The organism is Aquiflexum lacus (assembly GCF_015476655.1).
Classification (GTDB): domain Bacteria; phylum Bacteroidota; class Bacteroidia; order Cytophagales; family Cyclobacteriaceae; genus Aquiflexum; species Aquiflexum lacus.
Map to the genome: position 1 here is coordinate 16,242 of NZ_JABFHF010000033.1, position 22,356 is coordinate 38,597.

Annotated in this window: 21 protein-coding genes and 1 pseudogene; 10 read left to right on the top strand and 12 right to left on the bottom strand. The window is 37.9% G+C overall.

Annotation, left to right across the window (positions count from 1 at the left end):
• Positions 1 to 8: 8 nt before the first annotated feature.
• Both HMJ38_RS21575 and HMJ38_RS21580 read left to right on the top strand, forming a co-directional pair.
• Positions 9 to 569 carry a GNAT family N-acetyltransferase gene (locus HMJ38_RS21575; RefSeq protein WP_194976522.1) on the top strand — a complete coding sequence of 187 codons (561 nt, stop codon included), beginning with the start codon at positions 9 to 11 and terminating at the stop codon, positions 567 to 569.
• An 80-nt stretch (positions 570 to 649) separates the two neighbouring features.
• Positions 650 to 1,225 (top strand): hypothetical protein, encoded by a 576-nt coding sequence (locus HMJ38_RS21580; RefSeq protein WP_194976523.1) that lies wholly within the window; start codon positions 650 to 652, stop codon positions 1,223 to 1,225.
• Positions 1,226 to 1,279: 54 nt separating this feature from the next.
• On the opposite strand, the gene HMJ38_RS21585 is transcribed toward HMJ38_RS21580, so the two are convergent.
• The gene (locus HMJ38_RS21585) at positions 1,280 to 2,620 is read right to left on the bottom strand and encodes a Gfo/Idh/MocA family protein (RefSeq protein WP_194976524.1); all 1,341 of its coding nucleotides are present in this window, start codon (positions 2,618 to 2,620) and stop codon (positions 1,280 to 1,282) included.
• A 303-nt stretch (positions 2,621 to 2,923) separates the two neighbouring features.
• On the opposite strand from HMJ38_RS21585, the gene HMJ38_RS21590 reads away from it, so the two are divergent.
• Complete coding sequence (locus HMJ38_RS21590) at positions 2,924 to 3,472, top strand: ferritin (protein ID WP_194976525.1); 549 nt, start codon at positions 2,924 to 2,926, stop codon at positions 3,470 to 3,472.
• Positions 3,473 to 3,564: 92 nt separating this feature from the next.
• Here HMJ38_RS21590 and HMJ38_RS21595 read toward each other — a convergent pair whose 3' ends face one another.
• Together HMJ38_RS21595 and HMJ38_RS25405 are read right to left on the bottom strand one after the other, a co-directional pair.
• Positions 3,565 to 4,065: a sterol desaturase family protein gene (locus tag HMJ38_RS21595; RefSeq protein ID WP_194976526.1), complete on the bottom strand. Its 501-nt coding sequence runs from the start codon at positions 4,063 to 4,065 to the stop codon at positions 3,565 to 3,567.
• The gene (locus tag HMJ38_RS25405) at positions 4,066 to 4,209 is read right to left on the bottom strand and encodes a hypothetical protein (protein ID WP_228780201.1); all 144 of its coding nucleotides are present in this window, start codon (positions 4,207 to 4,209) and stop codon (positions 4,066 to 4,068) included.
• A 729-nt stretch (positions 4,210 to 4,938) separates the two neighbouring features.
• Between HMJ38_RS25405 and HMJ38_RS21600 the strand changes: the two genes are divergently transcribed.
• The 3 genes from HMJ38_RS21600 to HMJ38_RS21610 all read left to right on the top strand — a co-directional run bounded on the left by HMJ38_RS21600 (position 4,939) and on the right by HMJ38_RS21610 (position 7,757).
• Entirely contained in the window at positions 4,939 to 5,940 is a 1,002-nt protein-coding gene (locus tag HMJ38_RS21600; protein WP_194976527.1) for a helix-turn-helix domain-containing protein, read from the top strand.
• 85 nt (positions 5,941 to 6,025) lie between these two features.
• The gene (locus tag HMJ38_RS21605; protein ID WP_194976528.1) at positions 6,026 to 6,640 is read left to right on the top strand and encodes an HdeD family acid-resistance protein; all 615 of its coding nucleotides are present in this window, start codon (positions 6,026 to 6,028) and stop codon (positions 6,638 to 6,640) included.
• Between the two features lie 16 nt (positions 6,641 to 6,656).
• Positions 6,657 to 7,757 (top strand): lipase family protein, encoded by a 1,101-nt coding sequence (locus tag HMJ38_RS21610; protein WP_194976529.1) that lies wholly within the window; start codon positions 6,657 to 6,659, stop codon positions 7,755 to 7,757.
• 76 nt (positions 7,758 to 7,833) lie between these two features.
• Here the strand turns inward: HMJ38_RS21610 and HMJ38_RS21615 are convergent, their stop codons facing one another.
• A complete protein-coding gene (locus tag HMJ38_RS21615) occupies positions 7,834 to 10,374 on the bottom strand; it encodes a glycogen/starch/alpha-glucan phosphorylase (RefSeq protein ID WP_194976530.1) in 2,541 nt (846 codons plus the stop codon).
• Positions 10,375 to 10,666: 292 nt separating this feature from the next.
• On the opposite strand from HMJ38_RS21615, the gene HMJ38_RS21620 reads away from it, so the two are divergent.
• Together HMJ38_RS21620 and HMJ38_RS21625 are read left to right on the top strand one after the other, a co-directional pair.
• The gene (locus HMJ38_RS21620; RefSeq protein WP_194976531.1) at positions 10,667 to 11,122 is read left to right on the top strand and encodes a copper resistance protein NlpE; all 456 of its coding nucleotides are present in this window, start codon (positions 10,667 to 10,669) and stop codon (positions 11,120 to 11,122) included.
• Between the two features lie 33 nt (positions 11,123 to 11,155).
• Complete coding sequence (locus HMJ38_RS21625; protein WP_194976532.1) at positions 11,156 to 11,815, top strand: hypothetical protein; 660 nt, start codon at positions 11,156 to 11,158, stop codon at positions 11,813 to 11,815.
• Between the two features lie 194 nt (positions 11,816 to 12,009).
• Here HMJ38_RS21625 and HMJ38_RS21630 read toward each other — a convergent pair whose 3' ends face one another.
• Positions 12,010 to 12,780 (bottom strand): DUF2490 domain-containing protein, encoded by a 771-nt coding sequence (locus HMJ38_RS21630; RefSeq protein ID WP_194976533.1) that lies wholly within the window; start codon positions 12,778 to 12,780, stop codon positions 12,010 to 12,012.
• Positions 12,781 to 12,950: 170 nt separating this feature from the next.
• Here HMJ38_RS21630 and HMJ38_RS21635 point away from each other — a divergent pair, with 170 nt between their 5' ends.
• Together HMJ38_RS21635 and HMJ38_RS21640 are read left to right on the top strand one after the other, a co-directional pair.
• Positions 12,951 to 13,592, top strand: coding sequence for a DUF4136 domain-containing protein (locus HMJ38_RS21635; protein ID WP_194976534.1), 642 nt, complete (start codon positions 12,951 to 12,953; stop codon positions 13,590 to 13,592).
• Positions 13,592 to 14,197: a hypothetical protein gene (locus HMJ38_RS21640; RefSeq protein ID WP_194976535.1), complete on the top strand. Its 606-nt coding sequence runs from the start codon at positions 13,592 to 13,594 to the stop codon at positions 14,195 to 14,197. The genes HMJ38_RS21635 and HMJ38_RS21640 overlap by 1 nt, the downstream gene beginning before the upstream one ends.
• A 231-nt stretch (positions 14,198 to 14,428) precedes the next feature.
• On the opposite strand, the gene HMJ38_RS21645 is transcribed toward HMJ38_RS21640, so the two are convergent.
• The 7 genes and pseudogenes from HMJ38_RS21645 to HMJ38_RS21675 all read right to left on the bottom strand — a co-directional run bounded on the left by HMJ38_RS21645 (position 14,429) and on the right by HMJ38_RS21675 (position 22,229).
• Complete coding sequence (locus HMJ38_RS21645) at positions 14,429 to 15,046, bottom strand: hypothetical protein (RefSeq protein WP_194976536.1); 618 nt, start codon at positions 15,044 to 15,046, stop codon at positions 14,429 to 14,431.
• Positions 15,047 to 15,304: 258 nt separating this feature from the next.
• Positions 15,305 to 16,060 (bottom strand): porin family protein, encoded by a 756-nt coding sequence (locus HMJ38_RS21650; RefSeq protein WP_194976537.1) that lies wholly within the window; start codon positions 16,058 to 16,060, stop codon positions 15,305 to 15,307.
• An 89-nt stretch (positions 16,061 to 16,149) separates the two neighbouring features.
• Positions 16,150 to 16,302, bottom strand: coding sequence for a hypothetical protein (locus HMJ38_RS21655; RefSeq protein ID WP_194976538.1), 153 nt, complete (start codon positions 16,300 to 16,302; stop codon positions 16,150 to 16,152).
• A gap of 211 nt (positions 16,303 to 16,513) precedes the next feature.
• Positions 16,514 to 18,352 (bottom strand): alkyl sulfatase dimerization domain-containing protein, encoded by a 1,839-nt coding sequence (locus HMJ38_RS21660; RefSeq protein WP_194976539.1) that lies wholly within the window; start codon positions 18,350 to 18,352, stop codon positions 16,514 to 16,516.
• A 350-nt stretch (positions 18,353 to 18,702) separates the two neighbouring features.
• On the bottom strand, positions 18,703 to 19,869 hold the full coding sequence (locus tag HMJ38_RS21665) for a helix-turn-helix domain-containing protein (RefSeq protein ID WP_194976540.1): 1,167 nt from the start codon (positions 19,867 to 19,869) through the stop codon (positions 18,703 to 18,705).
• 169 nt (positions 19,870 to 20,038) lie between these two features.
• Positions 20,039 to 20,845: pseudogene (locus HMJ38_RS21670) on the bottom strand (DUF2490 domain-containing protein).
• A gap of 136 nt (positions 20,846 to 20,981) precedes the next feature.
• On the bottom strand, positions 20,982 to 22,229 hold the full coding sequence (locus HMJ38_RS21675) for a BamA/TamA family outer membrane protein (protein ID WP_194976541.1): 1,248 nt from the start codon (positions 22,227 to 22,229) through the stop codon (positions 20,982 to 20,984).
• Positions 22,230 to 22,356: the final 127 nt, after the last annotated feature.

The window sequence follows — 22,356 nt, forward strand, 5'->3', positions numbered from 1 at the left end:
TTAAGACAATGATTGATTTTGAATTAAGGCTAGAAAACGAATATATTTTGTTAAGGCCAATCGAGGAAAAAGACCTTCCCGAACTTTTATTATTGACTTCAATACCTGACATGTGGAGATTTTATACGCATGATCTTTCCAGTTTGGAAGGAATAAGAGGATGGGCAAAACCTGCACTTGATAAGGAAAGACTACAATTTGTCATCATTGACAAAAATTCGCAGCAGTTGGTTGGTGCTACGGCATTTGGAAATATATCCCAAAGAGATAAACGGCTTGAAATCGGGTGGACTTGGCTAGGCCGGGAATTTCAGGGGACAGGAATAAACAATCAGGTTAAGAAACTCATGTTGTCCCATTGTTTTGAGGTTTTAGAATTAGAACGAGTGGAATTCAAAACTGACGTACTGAATTTACAGGCAAGAAAATCATTGAAAAATATCGGTGCTATCGAAGAGGGCGTTTTGAGGAGCCATACCCTTATGACCAAGGACCGTAGGAGAGACACCATTTATTACAGTATTCTGAAATCTGAATGGAATTATGTCAAAAGAGAAAATGACTGGTAATAAATAATAAACTATCCACTTAAATGCTTTTATTGAATTATTCGCCATCAACCTTGCGATTTAGAATACTCATATTATGTATGGGTTTTACGCTCCTTTTCTCAAGCTGCAGCCTATCTACCATTGAAGAACTTCAGACAAGCAAAGACAATTTCTTACTGATTGGAGATCAACCCATCAGTTTTTTTTCTGCAAAAATCACCCTGTTACGACCTGTTGACGTGGCAGAAGCAAATGGACATTATTGGGCCAATCTCGAATTGTCGACAGATGTGGAATTTAGAACACCCTTCATTCCAAATTCAAGTATAATCACTATTGGTGTACACGCTGTTTATGATGGTGAAAGTCTCCCAAAATTCCCCTTGAAGAATGGAGATTACAAAGTCTTTTCTGCTTCTGGAATTACTGACCAGGAAATTTTTCCAACCTTGGTAGGAAAAAATTTTACCATCGGTCCTATAATCTCTTTAAGCTATATTCCCAATGATTTAACTTTTGCGACATTTCATAATGCCGAAAGCGGTACGGTTAACTTGACCTTTGATCTGGCTAAAAACAGGGTGATTGTTAAACATAACTGGACAACCACAGATGGTATAAAAATATCAGGAACAAATAATTTGCCGATTGATTTATCAGCATTTGTTCCCTAAAAAAAAGCCTGCCAGATGAAAATCAAGCAGGCTTTTGTTACCAAAATATTCCTTTTAAACTGTCGGTAATTTCCAACCGTTTTGGTAATTGGCTTTCATAAGGGCATTGGCTTCCTTGTCTGTGAATTGACCTTTGTTTGCATCCCAATATACTTTCTTACCGGTTTTGTATGCAATGTTACCCATTTGGGCGTTAATGGCGGCAATACTACCCGTTTCAATCCCACAAGTCAGTTTGCTTTCGTCATTGCTGGTAATGGCATTTACAAAACCTTTTGCATGTAGTTCCAAAGGATTTCCTTCAGGTTTGATCAATTGGACTTCCTCCAATTTACCAACTCTTTTACCGTCCTTCATTTCAGTTTCAGGAATCACTTTCCAACCTCCCCTATTGACTACCAAGGTAGCATTGTTTCCAATAAAGGCAATTCCTTCTGTGGTGCCGTAATTACCACCATCTATACCGGTTGCATGCTCCCACAACATATTGAAACCATCGTATTCATACACTGTCTGCAGGGTGTCCGGTGTCTCAGAGGCATCATCAGGATAGGCGAATTTACCTCCGGATGCCATGACTGATTTGGGTGCAGTAACTCCCATGGCATAGAGCGCAATATCTATCTCATGAACTCCCCAATCTGTCATCAATCCTCCGGCATAATCCCAAAACCAACGGAAGTTAAAATGGAATCTGTTTTCGTTGAAAGGTCTTTTTGGCGCAGGCCCCAACCACATATCATAATCTACGCCTTGAGGAACAGGTCCATTCGGAACTACAGGGACCGGTTTCATCCAACCTTGATAAGCCCAGGTTTTGACCAAACGTATCTGACCTAATTTACCGGACTTGACATAGTCAATAGCCTGCGCATATTGGCTACCACTGCGCTGCCACTGTCCACACTGTACCATTTTACCGTAACGCTGTTTTGCCTTGACCATCAAGTTACACTCCTCCATGGTATTGGCTATTGGCTTTTCGACATATACGTGCTTTCCAGCTGATAAACTGTCAATCATATTGAGACAATGCCAATGGTCAGGAGTTCCAACAATGACTGCATCTATGTCTTTATCTTCCAGTAGTTTTCTATAGTCCTTGTATATTTTAGGTTTAATACCCCTTTGCTTATTTACATCCTCTGCCCTTTGGTCAAGAACATTGGAATCAATATCAGCAATGCCTACACAGTGGACATTGGGCATCTTCAAATGAGCATTCATATTTGACCAACCCATTCCTTTGGCACCTATCAGCGCAAAATTCAATCTGTCGGAAGGGGCTATTTTTTTGGACAGTTCCATAAGGGAATCTGCAGACACAAATGTGGGGATTGATAATCCTGCGGAAGCCAATAAACTACTTTGGATAAATTTTCTTCTTGAATTCATTTTATTGGGTTATTGTTTAAGGTTATATTGAGATTTACAAACTTTAACTTGGACAGATTTATTGTGTTTAAAATTAAAATTCGGCTAAATATAAAATATATAGTGCGGACTATTAAAACCGATAGTATAAAAGGAGAATTTTATTTTTATCCTTATTTTCATCAAAAATATCCTTCTATTTTTAAAACTTGAAGGAAAGGCAAGGATAGTTTAAACTTATACCAATTCTAAATTTCAGTAAAAAATGTACGAAGAGAACCATATCGATCGGAATTAGTTATTTTTGTATAAAACCGTAATGCTATGAAAAACAGAGAAATCGTAACACTTCAGCGCTCGTTGTTGCATGATACAGAAAAATTATTGAACCAGCAGATTGAAATGGAGGGTAAATCCTCCGCCTATTATCTTTCCATGGCATCATGGTGCCACATGATGGGTTATGAGAATGCCGCAAAATATTTATATGTCCATTCTGATGAAGAAAGAATGCATATGATGAAGCTTTTCACCTATATCAATGAAGCCGGAGGACATGCTATTCAGCCAGAAATAAATGGAATAAGACATAATTTCAATTCTTTGAGAGAGATATTTGAGTTGATCTTGGAGCATGAAATCAAAGTAACCAAATCCATTAACTCCATAGTAGACCATGCTTTTGTTGCCAAGGATTTTGCCACTTTTAGCTTCATGCAATGGTATGTAACCGAACAGCGTGAAGAGGAAACTTTGGCCAGGAGGGCATTGGAACTATTTGACATCATTGGTGAAGAAGGCATTGGGCTTTGGACCATTGATCAGGAATTGGGAAAACTACATAACGCTACCGCCGGGGGAGAAGCCGTTTAACACCAAAAACAACCTGAAAATCTGTTTTGGGTCGAAAAATAAAGCGGGATACAATACCCGCTTTATTTAAAAAATACCCTTTGATAATGTGCTCACATTAGAAATTTTTTATCCTGCAAATGATCATGATCTTCCTCTTTAAAATAGAATTTCAACATCTTTTTTGAAATCTTTGCCTCTTTTGGAGGAAGTGTTCCAAACATCCAATCCCACCATATCATACTGAAAGAAAAACCCTTATTGGGATATTTTCCATGGTGATGTATATGGGATTTTTGGAGATTAGGCATGAGATATTTGCTCCATGGTCTGTGCAATATCAGATGCAATATGCTGTAAAGCATAAATCCAATATAGAATCCTGTAAAAACAGTAAAATAATTATTCAAATAAATTGAAAGTGGAATCAAAAGTATCACTCCTGCAAATGTCAATCTTCTATGAAAACCACTTATCTTAATATCCTGTGGATGCTTGTGGTGATTCATATGGATGTCATATAATTTATTGCCTTTTGCTTTGAAAAAGTTATGCATCCAGAACCTGTGAAGAAAATATTCAGTAAATGTCCAGGTCAGCCATCCCAGAAACAATTAAACCATAAACCTCAAACCGAAAAGGCTTGTAAAATCAGCAATCCATAAGAGACAAATGGCAATGATAAGGAACGTACCTATACACTTGCTGACTTCTCTGATTTGATCAGACTTTTGTGGGAATCCCGTCATCGTTTTCATTTTTTAGAGTTTTTATTTTAACAAAGCTTGATGTGGTAATTTCAATCAGGAGAATACTTCCATCTTGAGAGGTATATCTGAAATACTACCTGATCACAAATTATAGATCCAAATTATCTTCCCTTCAAAGGAAATCCGAATTGAAATTGGGGTATCTAAAAATAGGTTTGGTCATAATTCTGTATTTCGATACTGCGGGCTTGAATTTTTATTGATTGCTGAAAAAATCCCAAGAAGATTGGTAAGGATTAGTAAAATATTCAAAACTCTTTTTGAATTTCAATGGATAAATCCTTGTGCGAATTCCATAGATAAAGAAGAATCCCGAAGTAAAATGGTCTTCCAAAAAAAAAGAATGCCTCATGGATATTTGATATCCAAAATATTTGCCATTCCTGTATCAGCTTTTTCTAATTACAGGTAAAAAGGATTAACAAAACAACAAATTCTCAAATAACAGGCGTTCAATTTCTGTATAGAAAATAGCTAATAAACACAGTTTAAATTTTAAAAAATCATAGTTTTTATCTTTTATTTATTATATAATAAAATATGATTTTATTCATATAAAATTTTTTGAAATATTTTGGTAAAAACATTACCTTAAGCACTGTAAGGCACAAAAATTCTAATATTTTATTTTGTTTAAACTTTATATGAAAAATAAAATTTAAGTTATTATATGCTTTTATGAAATTTTCACTCTAATCCAAATAACCCTTTTTGAAAATGGCAAACTCAGAAATACAGGTTCAGTTTTTCCAACATATCAAAAATATAATACCCCACTATAAATCACTTGTTGATGAGATATCCGACCTTCTTGGTATCAGCAATGATTCTGCCTATCGCCGTATCAGGGGTGAAAAATATATAGACTTGGAAGAAATCAAAAAAATCAGTCAGCATTTCAATATCTCCCTGGATCAGGTATTCAACCTGCAGACCAATGCCATTGTATTCCACGGAAAGCTCAATTCTTTTACCAAAGATAGTTTTGAGTTTTGGTTGGAAGATGTTCTCAAGCAGTTTCAGATGTTACATGCCCAAAAAAATAAACATATCTATTACCATGTCAAAGATATGCCACCATTCTATCAGCTCTATTTTCCTGAACTTGCCTCATTTAAATTCTTTTTCTTTATGAAATCCATACTTTTTTATGACTCCCTGAAATATGAGAAATTTACCGATGAAAATCTTTTCTATTTCAAAGTAAAAGACACTTGTAATAAAATCATTCAACTCTACAACCAACTTCCCACGACAGAAATCTGGAATGAAGAAGGGATAAATGCTACAATCAGACAAATTGATATCTATTATGAAATGGGCTGGATTCCCTCCAAGGATTTGGCAATCACTTTATACAATCAGTTACAGGAAACCGTCAATCATTTAGAAAGTCAGGCGGAAATTGGATTGAAATATCATTTGGGAAAATCTCCAACTCCAGAAAGTGCCCCCTATCATTTATTTGTCAATGAATTTGTGATCGGTGATAATTCATTTTTCACAGAATTGGATAATGTCAGGATAACTTACCTGAATCACAGCGTATTGTACTTTATTGGATCCATGGATCCAAAATTCAATGATGCCATGTTTTCCAATCTTGATAATTTGATGAAAAAATCAACCATGATCAGCACTACTGGAGAGATAGAAAGAGGAATGTTCTTCAATAAATTGCGAAAAAAAATTGAAGAAAAAATTGATAATATCAGGTAATTGGAAGCTTTTATAGAATACATTAAGTTTTTTCTATATTTTGGCAAATATTATTTAAAATCTTTTCATTTAATCACATCAAATTATGGAATCAGTATTGAAAAAAAGTAAGTTCATGATCAAAAATTGGTGGTTACCCCTCCTGATCGGAGCAGGATTTATTTTGGTTGGTATTTGGACCATTTCAACACCTGTCAAAAGTTATGTAACCTTGGCCATTATTTTCGCTTCATTTATGTTTGTATCAGGGATTTTTCAATTGATATTCTCAATTTCCAACAGAAATGAAATCGATGATTGGGGTTGGCATTTTTCCGGTGCCATGTTTGATTTTGTGATTGGCGCTGTCCTGTTTTTTCATCCAGCATTAACCATGGCAGTACTTCCTTTTATGATTGCATTTTATTTTATGTTTAAGGGTTTCGCTACTTTTGGATTTGCTTTTGACATGAAAAAATACGGTTCTGATGGCTGGGGATGGCTTTTGTTTAGTGGAACATTATCTGTTGTGTTTGCATTGATGATTATTTTTAATCCTACTTTAGGTGGATTGACCATTGTGTTTTTTACTGCTTTGGCATTCTTTTCATTAGGGATGTTCAATATTGCCTTGGCCTTCACTTTGAAAAAATTAAAAGGAAAAGCCGGAGATCTAAAAGAAGCTTTTGGCAATTTTAAATCGAAACTTTCCCAACATTAAAATTCAGGGAAATCTTATGAGAACTATTTTCAGTATTATCATTTTTTTGTTGCCAATAAGTAAAATTTTTGCGCAAAATCTCCAACCTTCATTCGAAGTATTGGAGTACTTGGAATTAATGAAAATTTCTACAAGGGCAACGGGGGACAGTAGTTACTATAACCAATTCCCTGAACCGGAAAACCACATATTGGTCTATCAATCCCCTGAAATGGGTTTAAAAAACAGGTGGGATCTTTGGATAGCCGAGCATCAAAAATCAGCTGTAATCAGTATCAGGGGCACTACTGCTGATCCTGTTTCTTGGCTGGAAAACTTTTATGCAGGAATGGTTCCTGCCACAGGAAAACTCCATCTCAGTGATGATTTCCAATTTGAGTATCAATTGGCAGAAGATCAAAAAGCAGCTGTTCATATTGGCTGGCTTGTTGGCACAGCCTTTCTGTCCAGAGACATTCTTCCAAAATTGGACTCCTTGTATCAAAAGGGAATCAAAGATTTTTTGATCATTGGACACAGTCAAGGTGGCGGAATAGCATACCTTCTGACCAGTCACCTGAATTTTCTTCAAAAACAGCAAAAAATTCCAGGTGACATCAGATGGAAAACTTATTGCAGTGCCGCACCCAAACCAGGCAATTTGCATTATGCCTATGATTTTGAATCATTAGCGAGTGAAGGCTGGGCTTATAATGTTGTCAATGCCTCAGATTGGGTTCCCCAAGTACCATTTTCAATTCAGACAATTGATGACTTCAATGAAGTCAATCCCTTTAAGGATGCCAAAAAAGTCATCAAAAATCAGAAGTTTCCAGATAGAATTGTCATGAGAAGGGTTTTTAACCAATTGGATAAGCCCACCAGAAAAGCCCAAAGAAATTTTCAGAAATACCTGGGAGATAAGGCCAGTACAATTATAAAAAGGAGTCTCCCAGAATTTCGGAAACCTGAGTTTATAGCAAGCAGCCTTTATGTAAGAACTGGAAATACCATTGTACTTTTAGCAGATGATCAATACAGGGAAAAATACCCCGACAATTCTAAAACGGTCTTTATGCACCATTTGCACCAACCTTACATAGACCTGGCAGAAAGGAAATATCTAGAAAAACCTTGAATTACCAAGTATCGATAAAACGTGTCATTGATACGGAATTCAAGATTTTTAATGGATGCGAAGTTGTTATTCCTGATTAATCTTTGATTTTATTTGAATTATTGATCAATTCTACCGGTACTGATTTGACTTTCCATATATCATCACAATATTCACGGATACTTCTATCGCTGGAAAACTTACCCATTCTTGCTGTATTAAGAATTGACATTTTTGCCCAATTAGCTTTATCTCTGAATGCTTCATCAATTTTATCCTGTATATCGACATAGGATTGATAATCAGCTAGTAATAGGAATTGATCGTCATAGATCAAAGATTCAGTCAGTTCTTTAAACATCATCTTATCCAAGTGTGAAAAGTATCCTGAATTGATCAGGTCAATGACCTTTTTTAAGGATTTATTATTTTGATAATATTCCCAAGGTTTGTAGCCATTCCTTCTTGTTTCTTCTACCTCATCTGCAGTCAGACCAAAAAGGAAGAAATTTTCTTCACCAACACATTCTCTGATTTCTACATTAGCACCATCCAAAGTACCAACAGTAAGGGCACCGTTCATTGAAAGCTTCATATTTCCGGTTCCGGAAGCCTCTTTACCTGCGGTAGAAATTTGCTCAGAAAGGTCTGCCGCGGGATATATTTTCTGGGCATTGGTCACATTATAGTTAGGATAGAAGACCACTTTCAGTCTGTCCCTGACGTCCGGATCGTTGTTGACCACCTCAGCGACAGCAGTGATGAGTTTGATAATCAATTTAGCCCTTCGATATCCTGGAGCTGCTTTTCCTGCAAAAATGAAAGTTCTCGGAACAATATCTATATCAGGATTTTGCTTGATCTTATTGTATAAATGAATAATATGCAAAACATTTAAATGCTGTCTTTTATACTCATGTATACGCTTGACCTGAATATCAAATAGTGACTCAGGATTGACCTTAACGCCCAAGCGGTTGTAAATTTTTCTGGCCAATAGTTTCTTTTGCTCCAACTTGACATCCATCCATTCTTTTTGAAATTCAGGATCCTCTGCCCATTTCTCAAGCCCTTTGAGTTCATCAAGGTGTCTGATCCATGTATCACCGATTTTACTGCTGATCAGTTTGGTCAAAAGTGGGTTACTCAGCACCATCCATCTCCTTGGAGTCACGCCATTTGTTTTGTTGCTGAATTTTTCCGGAGAAAGTTCATACCAATCTTTCAAAATAGTTTTTTTCAAAAGATCTGAATGCAATGCAGCCACACCGTTGATCGCAAAACTACCCACGCTGGCAAGATTGGCCATTTTTATATATTTTCTCGGTCCCTCTCCTATCAAAGAAAGGCTATCGATCTTCTGTTGGTCACCAAAATATTTAATGGACACCTTGTCAAGAAAACGCTTATTGATTTCATAAATCAAGTCCAAATGCCTGGGCAATACAGAGGCAAAAAGCTCTAAATCCCATGTTTCGAGCGCTTCAGGTAACAAAGTATGATTTGTATAAGCAAACGTCTTGGTGGTTACTTGCCAAGCATCTTCCCACTCCATTTTGTGTACATCCATAAGCAAGCGCATCATTTCTGCTATTCCAATGGATGGGTGGGTATCATTTAACTGAACCACAAATTTCTCGTGAAAATTCTCAATTTTGTCTCCACTCCTCAGATGAATATTGATCATATCCTGTAAAGAACAAGTCACAAAGAAATATTGCTGCTGCAATCTGAGCTTTTTACCTTCAATCTGCTCATCATTGGGATACAATACCTTGCTGATATTTTCACAGATGATTTTCTGATTTACTGCGCTGTTATAATCCCCGGCATTGAAGGACTGGAAATCAAAGGTTTTAGGTGCTTCTGATTTCCAAAGTCTCAGGGTATTGGCCGTATTGACTTTATAACCCAATATCGGAGTATCATAGGCTACCCCTTTGACTACCCAATCTGGTTTCCAATTATTGACCAACTTCCCTTTTTCATCCATATATCGCTGAACGTATCCGCCTAATTTGACATCATAGCTTACTTCTCTCCTAGCAATCTCCCATGGGTTTCCCCTCCTGAGCCAATTGTCAGTGTCCTCTACTTGCCACCCATCTCTGATATCCTGTTCAAATATCCCGAATTGATACCGGATACCATATCCAATGGCAGGCACTTCGAGACTTGCCAAAGAATCCATATAACAAGCAGCCAACCTTCCCAAGCCGCCATTACCCAAACCCGGCTCAATTTCTTTTTCAATCAACCAATCCAAATTAATACCCAATTCTTTGACGGCTTCCTCCATTTGGGAAAAAATACCCAAGTTGATCAGATTGTTTGCCAAATGCGGGCCTAACAAGTACTCAGCTGACAGGTAGGAAACAATTTTGTTTTTCCCATCAATATATTGCTTGACCGATGAGGTCCATCTTTGTAGCATTCTATCCCTTACAGCGTAGGACATGGCCATATAGTAATCATTACGGGTAGCTATTTCCGGGTATTTTCCCTGAACATAAAAAAGATTATTTGAAATTGCTTTTTTTAATGCTTCTACACTTAAACCCGTCCTCGGATCTTCTGTCAAGTGGTTCTCATTAATGTCTTTAGTACTTATTTCTCCTTTAGGTTGAGATTTTTTCATTTTTTCTAGCTTTATTTTTTTGGGGCGAATTTATAAATAGATAACAATTTCTCTCTCCCAAATATCTTGGAAAGTTAATCAAAACATCATTTATAAAAAAAGTAGATTTTTCATACGCCTCAATCTCGAATTTTCCAAAAGTACTATTTTACTTCTTTAATTTATAAAGATTCATTTAGGCAACATTTAATTTCCTGTTTATTGTTGTAAAAATAATTTGAAAACTTATACTTGTCTTTGTTCAATTACGAATTGATAGTATATTCGAACAACTTATTATATTAACCTACTAATGAATAAAAAGCAATCATTAATCCTACTTTTTTTAGCGGGATTCACTCTAATTTTTTCTTGCCAAAAATCAAGCAACCAAGATGATTTAATAATTGATGATGAGATGTTTGAAGATGTCATCGACAATCACACCTCCCAAAACTCCTTGGATTACCATGGGATTTACAAAGGGCTTCTCCCCTGTGCAGATTGTGAGGGAATTGAAGTGACCTTGGAACTTGGTCCGGGTGATTCCTACACACGCAAATCAACTTATCTCGGTAAGGATGACAACGAGATAATTGAAAGTTCAGGTACTTTCTCCTGGAACGGGGCCGGAAATACCATTACTCTTCATGGAGAAGATTTACCTAATCAATTCTTCGTCGGTGAGAATGTTCTTTTTCAACTTGATATGCAAGGAAATCGGATAACCGGTGAATTGGCTGATAACTACAAATTGAACAAACAATAAATAATAAAACCAAACGATTCTATAAAATCCAATATGAAAAAAATTTTACTTTATTCCTTGATTATTTTAGTCTCATCCTGTGCTCCTTCTACAAGAGTCACCAGGTCTTGGGTCAGTCCGGATAAAAACCAAACTGGATATAGCAACCTTTATGTTGCTGCTATTATAGGTGATGTAGGCAAAAGGCAAACTGTAGAAGATGATATCAGACGGATATTAAGTTCCATCGGAGTATCATCTACCACGAGTAATGCCACCATCAGACCAAGTTTTTGGATGAGCACCGACTTGGACAAAAACGCCATGATGAATGTGGTGTACCAAAACGGTCAAGATGGAATCATGACATTAACGCTTATTGATGTTCAGGATGAACAAAGGTATATTCCTGGTGCCATGATGGGTGGACCAATGATGATGGGCGGACCAATGATGGGTCCGGGATGGGGAATGGGTGCAAACTTCGGTGGATTCTGGGGTATGAACCATGGTATGATGATGACTCCCGGTCACATTGTCAATGACAGAAAATATTTTATCGAAATCAATGTTTATGATGTCAAATCAGAATTGCTGGTTTGGTCAGCACAATCAAAAACCCTGAATCCAAAATCTTTAGAAAAATTCTCCGCTGAATTCGCTGAAGTAGTCATAGAAAGAATGATGGAAGAAGGTGTAGTAAGAAGACAATAAATTAAATTTTATAGGGATCTGCGCTTCTTTCCTAGTAACCAATCAAATCAGCAAAAAATGAAATGCGCTAATGGCTGGTATATCTGTATTCCTTCCCAATTGAACAGAGATTGAACTTTCCGGCAAAAAAGCCTATAACCATAAAATATTATATAATCCTAAGGATGTCGGTACTTCACCTGACATCCTTTTTTTTATAGATGGTCACCAGGAAATTCTTTTAAATTATGTCGTCTAAAATTCTTGAAATTATAATTAAAATTGATCCATAAAAACAATCCATGATTGATTCTAAGGGTTTCTGGGTTCGGTGTCGCAAACCTGATATGGTATCCGGGTGAAAAAGTGATGGCTTTTTTCTGAAAACTGAATAACACAAAAACCCGATGTTCAAAGGGATTGTCTGATGGGGAAGGACCAACAGTGAACAAGGATTCATTGAACAAGGTGGTGGAAAAATTGAAATGTGGACTTAGCGCATTTCTCCAATTATATCTTAAACTGGCATTGAAGCGCATCCGATGATTCAGAGAATACCCATCTGTGATTTCAGTAGAATTGAAATTGGCCCTATATCGTGCATCATGTCTATACCTAAATCGAACTGAAAAATCAGATTGGGTTGGTAACCTGTAAACCAGCTGGGCCCAAGGCCTGTGTTCAGGTCTAATCAGTTTCCCTTCCGAAAAAGGTGTTGTCAGGCCTAAATTAGCATAACCCGCAGTGACCGCAATCTTTTGGTCCTCGGCATGGTAGGTCAATCCTCCCCGATAGATCACAAACAATTCGGGAACATGATGGGTATCGATCCAAATTGACCAATTAGGTGCTATTTGACCGGATGTCATCAATCCATACCAAACTTCAGTATTTACCTGCAACTGTCGCTGTGCATAAAGTGGTTTTTCTGTAAGTATAAAAAAAAATAAAAAAACAAGGCAAATTTTCTTAATAATCACATTCATTTATTCAAAATTTTTTCATGTAAAGCCATAAAGGTAAATTACTGAAAATTAGATGCATGGTATTTTTTACTAAATCAATTTCAAACCTTTAACCAATATACTCCACAAGCTGACAACAAGTTACCAATCTCTTTTATATATTCGTGCATATTTATTTTATCAGTAAATCTATGAAAAATTACTTTTCCCCAATTGTTTATTTCCTGATTCTCCTTCTAGCCAATTCCTGTGTTCCAGACGGACCTGACTCGGCTGATCAGTTGGATATCGTGTATACCAATTTCGATTCCGGCTTCAATTTCAGTGTACCTGCTACTTATTCCATGCCGGACAATGTCATCCTGATTGACAGGGAGACGTTAGAAAATCCAGGAACCACACCTCCACTTGCAGATTTCATTATCAGCCAAGCTATATTGAATCGAATCCGTAGTAATATGACCGCAAGAGGATTTACTCAAGTCAGTGAATTCAATGATCCGGATCTGATAATTTTACCTTCAATTGCAGTAGGCGATCGGGTTTTCTTTAATTACGATTGGTGGTTTTGGGGCTGGTATTACCCCAATTTTTCACCTGAATGGGAATGGGTCTACCCGGGATATTTGCCTTCTGCCATTACATCAGTTGAAACTGGTACAGTTTTGCTCCAAATGACCAATCCAAAAGGACTAACTTCTCAAAACCAGATCCCTGTACATTGGATTTCTGTCATCAATGGGATTGTGTCAGGATCCAGCGGTGACAATTCCAACAGGATAGTCCGTGCCATAGATCAGGCTTTTGTTCAATCTCCTTATTTAACAAGATAATGACAAGTAATACATCCAAAAAATATCTTTTTGTCCTCATCCTAGTTCTATTTAGCGTGGAATCTTTTGGACAAATCACCTACCTCAGTTTTAATTTTGCACCTACAATACCTACCGGTAATACAGCTAATTTTATCGGAGTCACAAGCGCTCGAAGTGGTAACATCGAGTATTACATGATGTCTGATTCCAAATTGGGATTTGGTGCTGAAATTGGATTTATTTCCCTGTTTGAAAAAATACCCGGAGAAACTTTAAACAGCGGAACTTTGTCAATTACCGGTACACAATTCAGATATCAGACCATGGTTCCGATAATGCCCGCTGCTATTTATTTCTTTACCGAACCCGGTCCTATTCGTCCCTATGTTTCATTTGGGGCAGGTGTTGTCATCAATGCAAGAAGGATTGAACTGGGAATATTTCAGGAAAGATCAAGCGCTTTCCAAATAGGGATCCGACCCGAAGTAGGCTCTATTTTTCAATTAAGCGAATATGTGGCCATCAAACTATCCGGGAAATACTATAATACATTAGGCGGATCCAAACTCCCGGCCCAGTCTGCTTTGGGTATTAATCTTGGTTTTGTTGTGACGCAGAGGTAATTGAAAATCAACAAAAACTATTATTATTCTATGGAACTTTAGTAGAAAACATGTTGAATAAAACTGAAACAAAATTCTTCATGAGCCAAATAAGACAATAAGTAATACCAGCAGTTCAAAAAACCAAGAAGGACCTGATTCAAATTATGAATCAGGTCCTTCTTTTGTTTTTACTCAGGAAGCGAGTTTCTCTTGATCAAACCAAAATTTGATTCAGGTGAAAAAAGATTTCTAATTCTGCAATCTGAAAATCAATCCACCTGTAAATCCAAACTGTACTATTGGAGACCAACCAGATACCCCTACAGCTGCGCCACCTCCGGGACTCCACCACAAGCTACTACCCACACCAACAACAGGCATCATAAGATTTGCCTGTAACCGTAACCCTACCCTATCCGAAGCATAAAATTTCATACCTCCTTGAAACCCGACGGTAAATTTCGTGATATTCCTAAAATTACTTTCAGGAAAAGCCAATGTACCTGTCCCTAATTTGGCTCCTGTAAAAAGTGTCATTTTTTCAGACGTAGGAAATAACCTGTTCATACCGATGGTAGCATAATGAACCTGAGCGGGTGTATCTACATTGTCCTGTAAATTCGATGATCTCGCAACAGCGCTGGTTCCCATATAGCTATATGCCAATTCAACCTCAGTGACCTCATTTAATGAAAAGCCCATCATACCTCCCCAATTTTGGCCATCCCGCAAAAAGGCCCTGCCACCTGAAATATTAAATCCAGCCTGAAAGGTGTACCCGGTAATGGGAGTGATTTCAATACCTTGAGCCATCATATCAGCCAAAGGCAAAATCGAAAGAGATAATATGATTAATAATTTTCTCATTGTTTAGATAAATTTTAAAATTTTAGAAATAAAGCGATTTTTTATTTTGTTTAGAGTAGACAGGTAAATAAGCTCGTTTAACTAAACAAAGATCAAAGGAATGGATAATCAAATTGATAAAAAACGTACGTTAGGACAAAAACTATCCGTTTATGCCAAGATTATATGAATCTTGGCACAAACGGATACACACATTTTTTAAGGGCTTCAAAAAGTCTGAAAATGCTACTATCAGTAAAGGTTTAACAACAAGAAAGATCAATCAACATGATCACTAGGATACTCTATAAAAGTAGGAAGTTTGCCCTTCATGAAATTCAAATTAATCGTCACCCATATTACAGGACCATGGTTGATTCTGGCCACAGTGGGACTGGTATTGATATACCTGATCACATATCCTAAGGAGTAAACAAAATTCCCTTTTCCCAGCTGCCCCAAAAAATGTGTCCTATGCTCATGCCTTACACCATTGGGACCTGGGCCTGTTCGAAACAATGCTTCGTTGAGCATCGTCGTTGTAAACCTGGTATTTTTGCTGATCACATTGCCCCAAGCATACCTCAAGGCATTGTTAAATCTCCACCTGTGATTAAATGAAAAACCATCTGTGAGATTTCCCGCTTCCAGATTTTGAATAAAGCGGGCATCATACCTGAACCTGAAGCTGGTGCTCAGCTTTTTAGTGGAAGGTACCCTGTAAATGGTCTGCATCCAGGGTCTGTGTTCCGGTCTGATCAGGCTTCCTTCCGAATTCGGAGTTCCTAATTTCAAAAAGCCATAGCCCACAGTAGTTACTAAATTGTCTCTTTTTGGATGATAGGTTAAACCTGTCCTATAGATAAAAAACAGCTCGTTGACAAAATGGGCATCATTCCAAACAGCCAGTCTATTGGAAATCTGGGCAGAAGTCATCACTCCCCACCATACTTCTTCATTAAATGAAAATTCCTGCTGAGCAATCCCGGAATGAAATACAAAACAAAAAATCAAAAGCTTAATAAAACGCATCATTGTTTGTTTAAAACCAACACCGCAAACATACAAATTTGATGGCAAAGTGGCTTTGAGATTTCCCAAAGAAACTCGGGTAATCTAATTTATTATCTGTTGAGCACTTCTATCAACGGCGCTCTTGTTGCACAGGAAGGTGCATTTATCCTAAAATATAGAGAAAGAGTCAGTGCATTATCCACAGTATCTACCTCCCTGAAAATGGTTTTTGGCTTAAGGACATTGCCAATTACAAAGTTCATGTAGAAAAAAAACAAACGTCATTATAATAACGCTACATCATGAAATGGCCCACCCTGCTACTGCAAGATGGGCTATACATGTTAATCCACCACTTCAAAATCAGGCAAGCTAAATGTCTTGTCAAAGAAATCCTTCAAAGCCATAGGAAGCTTAAATTCAAGAATTCTTACCTTAAAGCCCAGGAAAATCAGCCATTACTACTCTTAAAGGCTATTCTTGAATGACAGGTATCGCCTGATTCACTTGAGGACTAAAGATCTCATCGAAATTTGATAAGAATTTTTCAACTTCTTGCTTGTCTCCATTTACTGAGTTGCCTTGTTCTGCCAGAATTTGACCCACTGCTTTCCTATTCATAAATAGATCTACCAAAGAAGATTGGGTAATGGTAAGGATTGCATCGGGAGTTTGAATATATTTATCTACATCATCAATAAATTCAACCACACCATAACGGCAATGAAGTCCAACTTTTTTGGCATCGCCAACCGCAAAAGCCAATAAGTAGTTTGTATTACCTGCTTTTTCTGGGTCTATTCTTATTTTGTATTGGGTAAGTAGCATCGTTGGGGTCATATTATTCACAATCATATCCGGCAAAACCAACCGTGGCAAAGCCAATTTGTTGGTAAGCGCATAGGCCTGCGTAATGCACCAACTGCGCGCATTTTGCGATTCGAGCACCATGCCCATTTGGTAAAGCAATTGTGCTTTTTGGGTGCGGTAAGTCTGGTTGCTAGGATCTGTCACATACAGGTAGTTGATTAATTTTAGAGCCCATATTTGGTCACCGTCTTTGATGGCCTCGTCGCTCAGTTTTAATACACTTTCAGGGCCTCCCATTGCTTTGATCAGGTTTTTTGCCTCATCTTCACGTGTAAGTTTAAAAATGTTGGCAGCATCGTTATCAAACCATCCACGGGCATGATGATATATGGGTTCGGCAAATGTTTCCAATGCACCGTAGGTTTCACACAAATATTCCGCATTGCGAAAATGCTCCGGTAATTTTAAAAACTTGCCCAAATCCTGCGGACTCCTTCCCAACAACATAGCTTTCAAGGTCTGATCCTTCACAAAATTGTAAAAATCGGCATAGGTCTCAACGGTTTCCTTCACCTCCTGCTTACCCACAGTGGGCACACCATGCGTACTCAGCATTATTTCCGTACCCAGATCCCTGATCTTAAACAATGCCTGGGTTATGATTTCCGGGTCCCTGAAGTTGGAACCACGCAAAGAATACATATTGGGCATAAAACCCCAGAATGCATTATTCAATACCAGCTTCTTGCTCGGCATCCATACCAATAACTGGTCGTCCGTGTCAACATTGAACCCGGTGAAAAATTGAAAATCAACGCCATCAATATTGAGCTTTTGTCCATCTTCGACCTCCACGGTAGGCACCACAAATCCGCTGATGTCAGGAAAAGAGATGAACCCACCAAAAGGTGCATCCTTGCCTTCCCGTGGCAGCAGCATATGAAACTGCTGCATTAAGCCGCCATTCAAGAGGGGGCCGATCTCAGGAAACACGCTGCCAGCCGCTTGGCCGGAGGCTAAGTTAGATGCAAGCCTTGAGTTGGCAATGAATAAGGCATTTGGGTATTTTTCTTTGATGGCAGTACTTCCATAAATGTAGTGCGAGTGGCTGTAGATCACCGCAATCACAGGCTTATTGGTTACTGTTTCCAGCATTTTCAGGATCTCCCTTCCTATTTCCGGGCTAGTACCACTATCATAGAGGATCACCCCATTCTTGGTTTCAATAACAGGTATATACGATGCAAACAAACCATTGATGGTATAGATGCCATCCGCAATTTTTACCACTTCCTTTTTTATGAAATTGGACGACAATGGGACTTTGAACATTTTATAGTCGGTCTGCAGGGTTTTGTTTGCCCATGCTCCATTGGGAAATTCTATAAGTTCATAGGGGGTGCCCATAAAAGTCCCCTTTTTTTCAACCTTCAATTCTTGGGCTTTTACCAAAAAAGGAATGAGTGAAATAATAATTCCAAAAAAGAATTTGGATGCTTTCATAGAAATTGTTGTTTAGGTTTTTGAAAGAAAATTATGGTAGTTAAATAGCCGATAAGAACACAAAAACTATTTATTGCTTTTTTAAAATTGGTTGAAGACGTATCGGTTGTAATTTTTATGCGAATTCAACACAAAGCAATTGTGTTATTGGGTATTTAATAATTGCCTCAACTCAAAAATACTTCAATGCATTGCGGAAGGCTAAATGTATTGGCATGAATTCCATCAAGAATGGCGAAAACTAATCATTTGGTGATAGAAAAATGAGTAGGCTACATAAAACCAATCTGCCACGAAAAACCACAAACTTATTTACAGGACTGACCCATTTTCTCTTAAAAAAATTGATGTTAATTTTTTAGGTTTTCCCGGTATTCAGTTGGGGAGGATCCAAGGAATTTTTTAAAAGCATTGGTAAAAGAATTACGGTTATTAAATCCGCATTCAGCTGCAATAGCTTCAACTGTGTAATTTGACCATTTCCCTTCTTTGAATTTCTTAACGCAAAAAAGTACACGCTTTTGGTTGATAAAATCTATAAAACTCAAACCCTTGAAAGCGTTCAGACTTTTGGAAATCTGATAAGCAGGAAGATTGATGTCATTGGAAAAATCATGGATACTGTATTTGGCATTCAAAAACAATTTTTCCACCTCCATCTTCCTCTCCATTTCCTGAATTATGTCCTCTAATTTCTTTTCATCTATTTCAGAAATTTGGGTTTTCTTAAGGGCTTTGGTGAAATTTTTTATCCTATTACCTCCTTCATAAGACTTCCCATAGAGCAAAGAAGGAAAAAAGAAAAGGGAAAGACTTGAAAGCATCACCCATCCCACAGAAAAAGAGTTGGTGATGTAGTAAGTAGTCGATTTATCCAACCAAAAAAGAGAAAGGTAAAAAGGGAACCATAAGAAAAATTGACACCCCAGAAACACCAACATCCAGTTACGCCAAACCTTGTTTTGTAAAGTTATTGAGGATTGACTTCGGACCCATTTTACAAAAAGGATTACTTGTGCTACCCAATAGGCACTAAACAAGACCGTACGGAATACATGGTGAAAACCCGGACCGATAAATTTGCCCTGGTTAAATTTGGCCATGGTATCGAGGTCATTGATTTCCTGTTGGATGAGGAGTAGTTTTTGTGCCGAAGACATGGACAAAACATCCCAATAATCAACCAGGTAAATCAATAAAGGAAGCGCATGCAACAAGTCGTACCACCTCCACCGCCGTTTCCTTATATAGAATACCGTATATAAATAGGGCATTGGAATAAAAATCAGGGCGAAAATCTGTACGGTTCTATACAAAAAAGGCCAATAGACAATTAATTGGGAAACCAGGGAAAAACTGACAAAAAGACCCAAGGAAATGCTCAACTGCCCAAGGCCCAAAGGTTGATTGGCGGGATGGGCTTTGAACCCAAAATAAAGTATGACGGCTGAGGACACAATGCCTAATAGTATCGCCGCCAAATGAACTAAGGAGATAAAATCAAAATTGATTTCCATTGGGTTTTTGGAAAAATCAGATCAGTAACTTATTACTATATGAATCTAAATTTAGTCTTATTACCTGAAACTAGGAAAAGCTAATCAATATATAGTCGGTAATTGAAAAAAGTCTTAAAAATAAGCGAAATCTATAATCTGAAACCCATCCGCGGATCCAATTTTAGGCTCAATCAACCACAGGAACTTCATAGACATCATCCTTTTTAACCCTTCTTAAATCCAATTGATGAAAAAGGGTAATCCTGAATGAATGGATGGTCTGAAGCTCACGCAGCAAAGGCTGTTGAAGCAAAATAAATTGGTAAAGAACCGCAAGGCTAAGGTTTCCTTTAGGAGAGATCATCACTCCTGCCAAAGTCCTGTTTTGGTCAAAAAGCATATAGCCCACATTCTCCTTGTTGTGGATAAAAAACTCATTGGCTGCCTGCCACCTTAATATGGTTGTCCTTTCCTGACTCCTTCGAATGGGTCCGTCCATTTGAAACAGGTAACGGTACCGGTTGGTAAGAAAAACGGTGGTTGCTTCCGAATTGATGTCCGTAAACTGCTCCCGCCATCGATGTTCTATGCGAATCCTGTGTACAAAATTATGTTTGGAACTACAATGCGTATACTAGGCCTGCTCGTAAATCCTGTTTTCATGCAGCCATATCCTGTACTTTTCTGAAACATAAGTACCAAACCAAGCATAGCCTGCGGTAAATCTGAAACCGGTATGGGTATGGTAGGTCATGCCAACTCGAGCTGCAGACAAAGTAGAATTGAAGGGCACTACCCCATTGCTGCGGTGATTGAGGTCAAAAGCATAACCCCACCTGTCGGAAAACCTGCCCGTATGGTTATAAGTGTACCACCATTGGGGACGATCGGATTGGGCCTGGATCTCCAAATTGGCCATCAACAAAACAAAAAAAGGGAAAAACAGCCTCCAGTTTGATTTCATAATGGTAATGCTCAAGATTTGGAATTTCATAGCTGCTGCATGATTGTTGATCTGCTTTGACAAAGAAATCCAACAAAATGCAATGTACCTTGACCTTGGTCTGTTTTTCACCTTTTCCCCCTTAATCAATCTAATTATTATCTCAATTTCTAAAGTCTACGAATTGTTAAAAGTATTCATTTAGATTCACGAATAATCCTTGCGCACCATTCGCACCAAAAGCATAATCGAGACCTAAATTTACCCTTTTCTTCTCATTGATCATAAATCTCAAACCTCCGCCATAACCAAATACAAAATTACCTGCTTGATTAATGTCTTCAGTTCTGCTGCTAGCGGTAGAGGTATTCACGAATAGTACGCCTCCCCATTTATCCTTTTCCTGTTGCAATGGAAACCGCCATTCAGTTTCTGCATACACAAGATCTTCACCCCTTATTCTACCTTGTGTAAATGGCCTACCTGACCTGGCAAACATATCCCAGCCAATCGCAGGTAAAGCAAGGTACGGGGAAGTGCCACTGGTAACAAACCAACCATAAGTCCAAAAAGCCAATACATTACGAGCACGGTTCTTATCCAGGTTGACATAGGTTCGGTATTCCATCCACAATTGGGAAGCATTGGTGGTACTTCCCAAGAACTCCGGAAAAGCCCTTAATGATATGGCTGCCAATTGTCCGACATAGGGGTTTACTACATTGTCCCTGCTATCAAACGTGGCATTCGCCGAAAGGCCTGACTGAGAGTATTTTTCAGTACTCATTCCTTTTAAGTCCTGGTATCTGTAATGATGGGTAATTCTCTGGGGATCAGCATCAAGGTCAAGCTGTTTATCATCTATTGCCCAAAAGATATCCAAGTGATAGCCTATGCCATAGAAAAGATTGGTTTTCTTGTGCCTCATTTGTACGGTTTGATACAACCTGAAATTATTAAAATACATCATTTCCTGTTCCTGAAATGGCGGATAGGGATTGTCTGAAGGGGTATCCTTTCCACCCACCAAGGTGCTCTTATCCAAAACTGATCCAAGGCCATAAGTGGGTTGCGCATTGAGGTTAAAACGGATATCAGTCAACAGATTGAATTTATCCTCTTTGGTAAATGCATTTGCACGAACGGAAGTAAAAAGCTGATTGAGTGTAGTATAATAAATACCTATCAATGCGGTGGAGTTTCTGGTATCTTCCGGTGTTCCCATATTCCAATTGACGCCCGGCAATACTCCAAATAAAACCCCGACAGTAGGATTTGTGGCTACTACAGGAAGAATATTGATGTCTACTTTCTTTTCTTTTTTCTCTTTATTGCCGCTTTCTTCCCCGGAATCCATTTCACCTTGAGCCAATAAGCTCAAGGGGGTAAAAAATAAGAAGGCCAAAATCCAAATAACAGTATATGTCTTTTTCATAATTTTTTTGGATAAACTAAATTTAACTGATCGAATGTAATAAAAGTGGGTACCAAGTTTTCTCTCTACTTGCCTGCATTTAGCAAATCATGGCAAGTACTTTTTTAAATAGTAAAGTGATATTGAT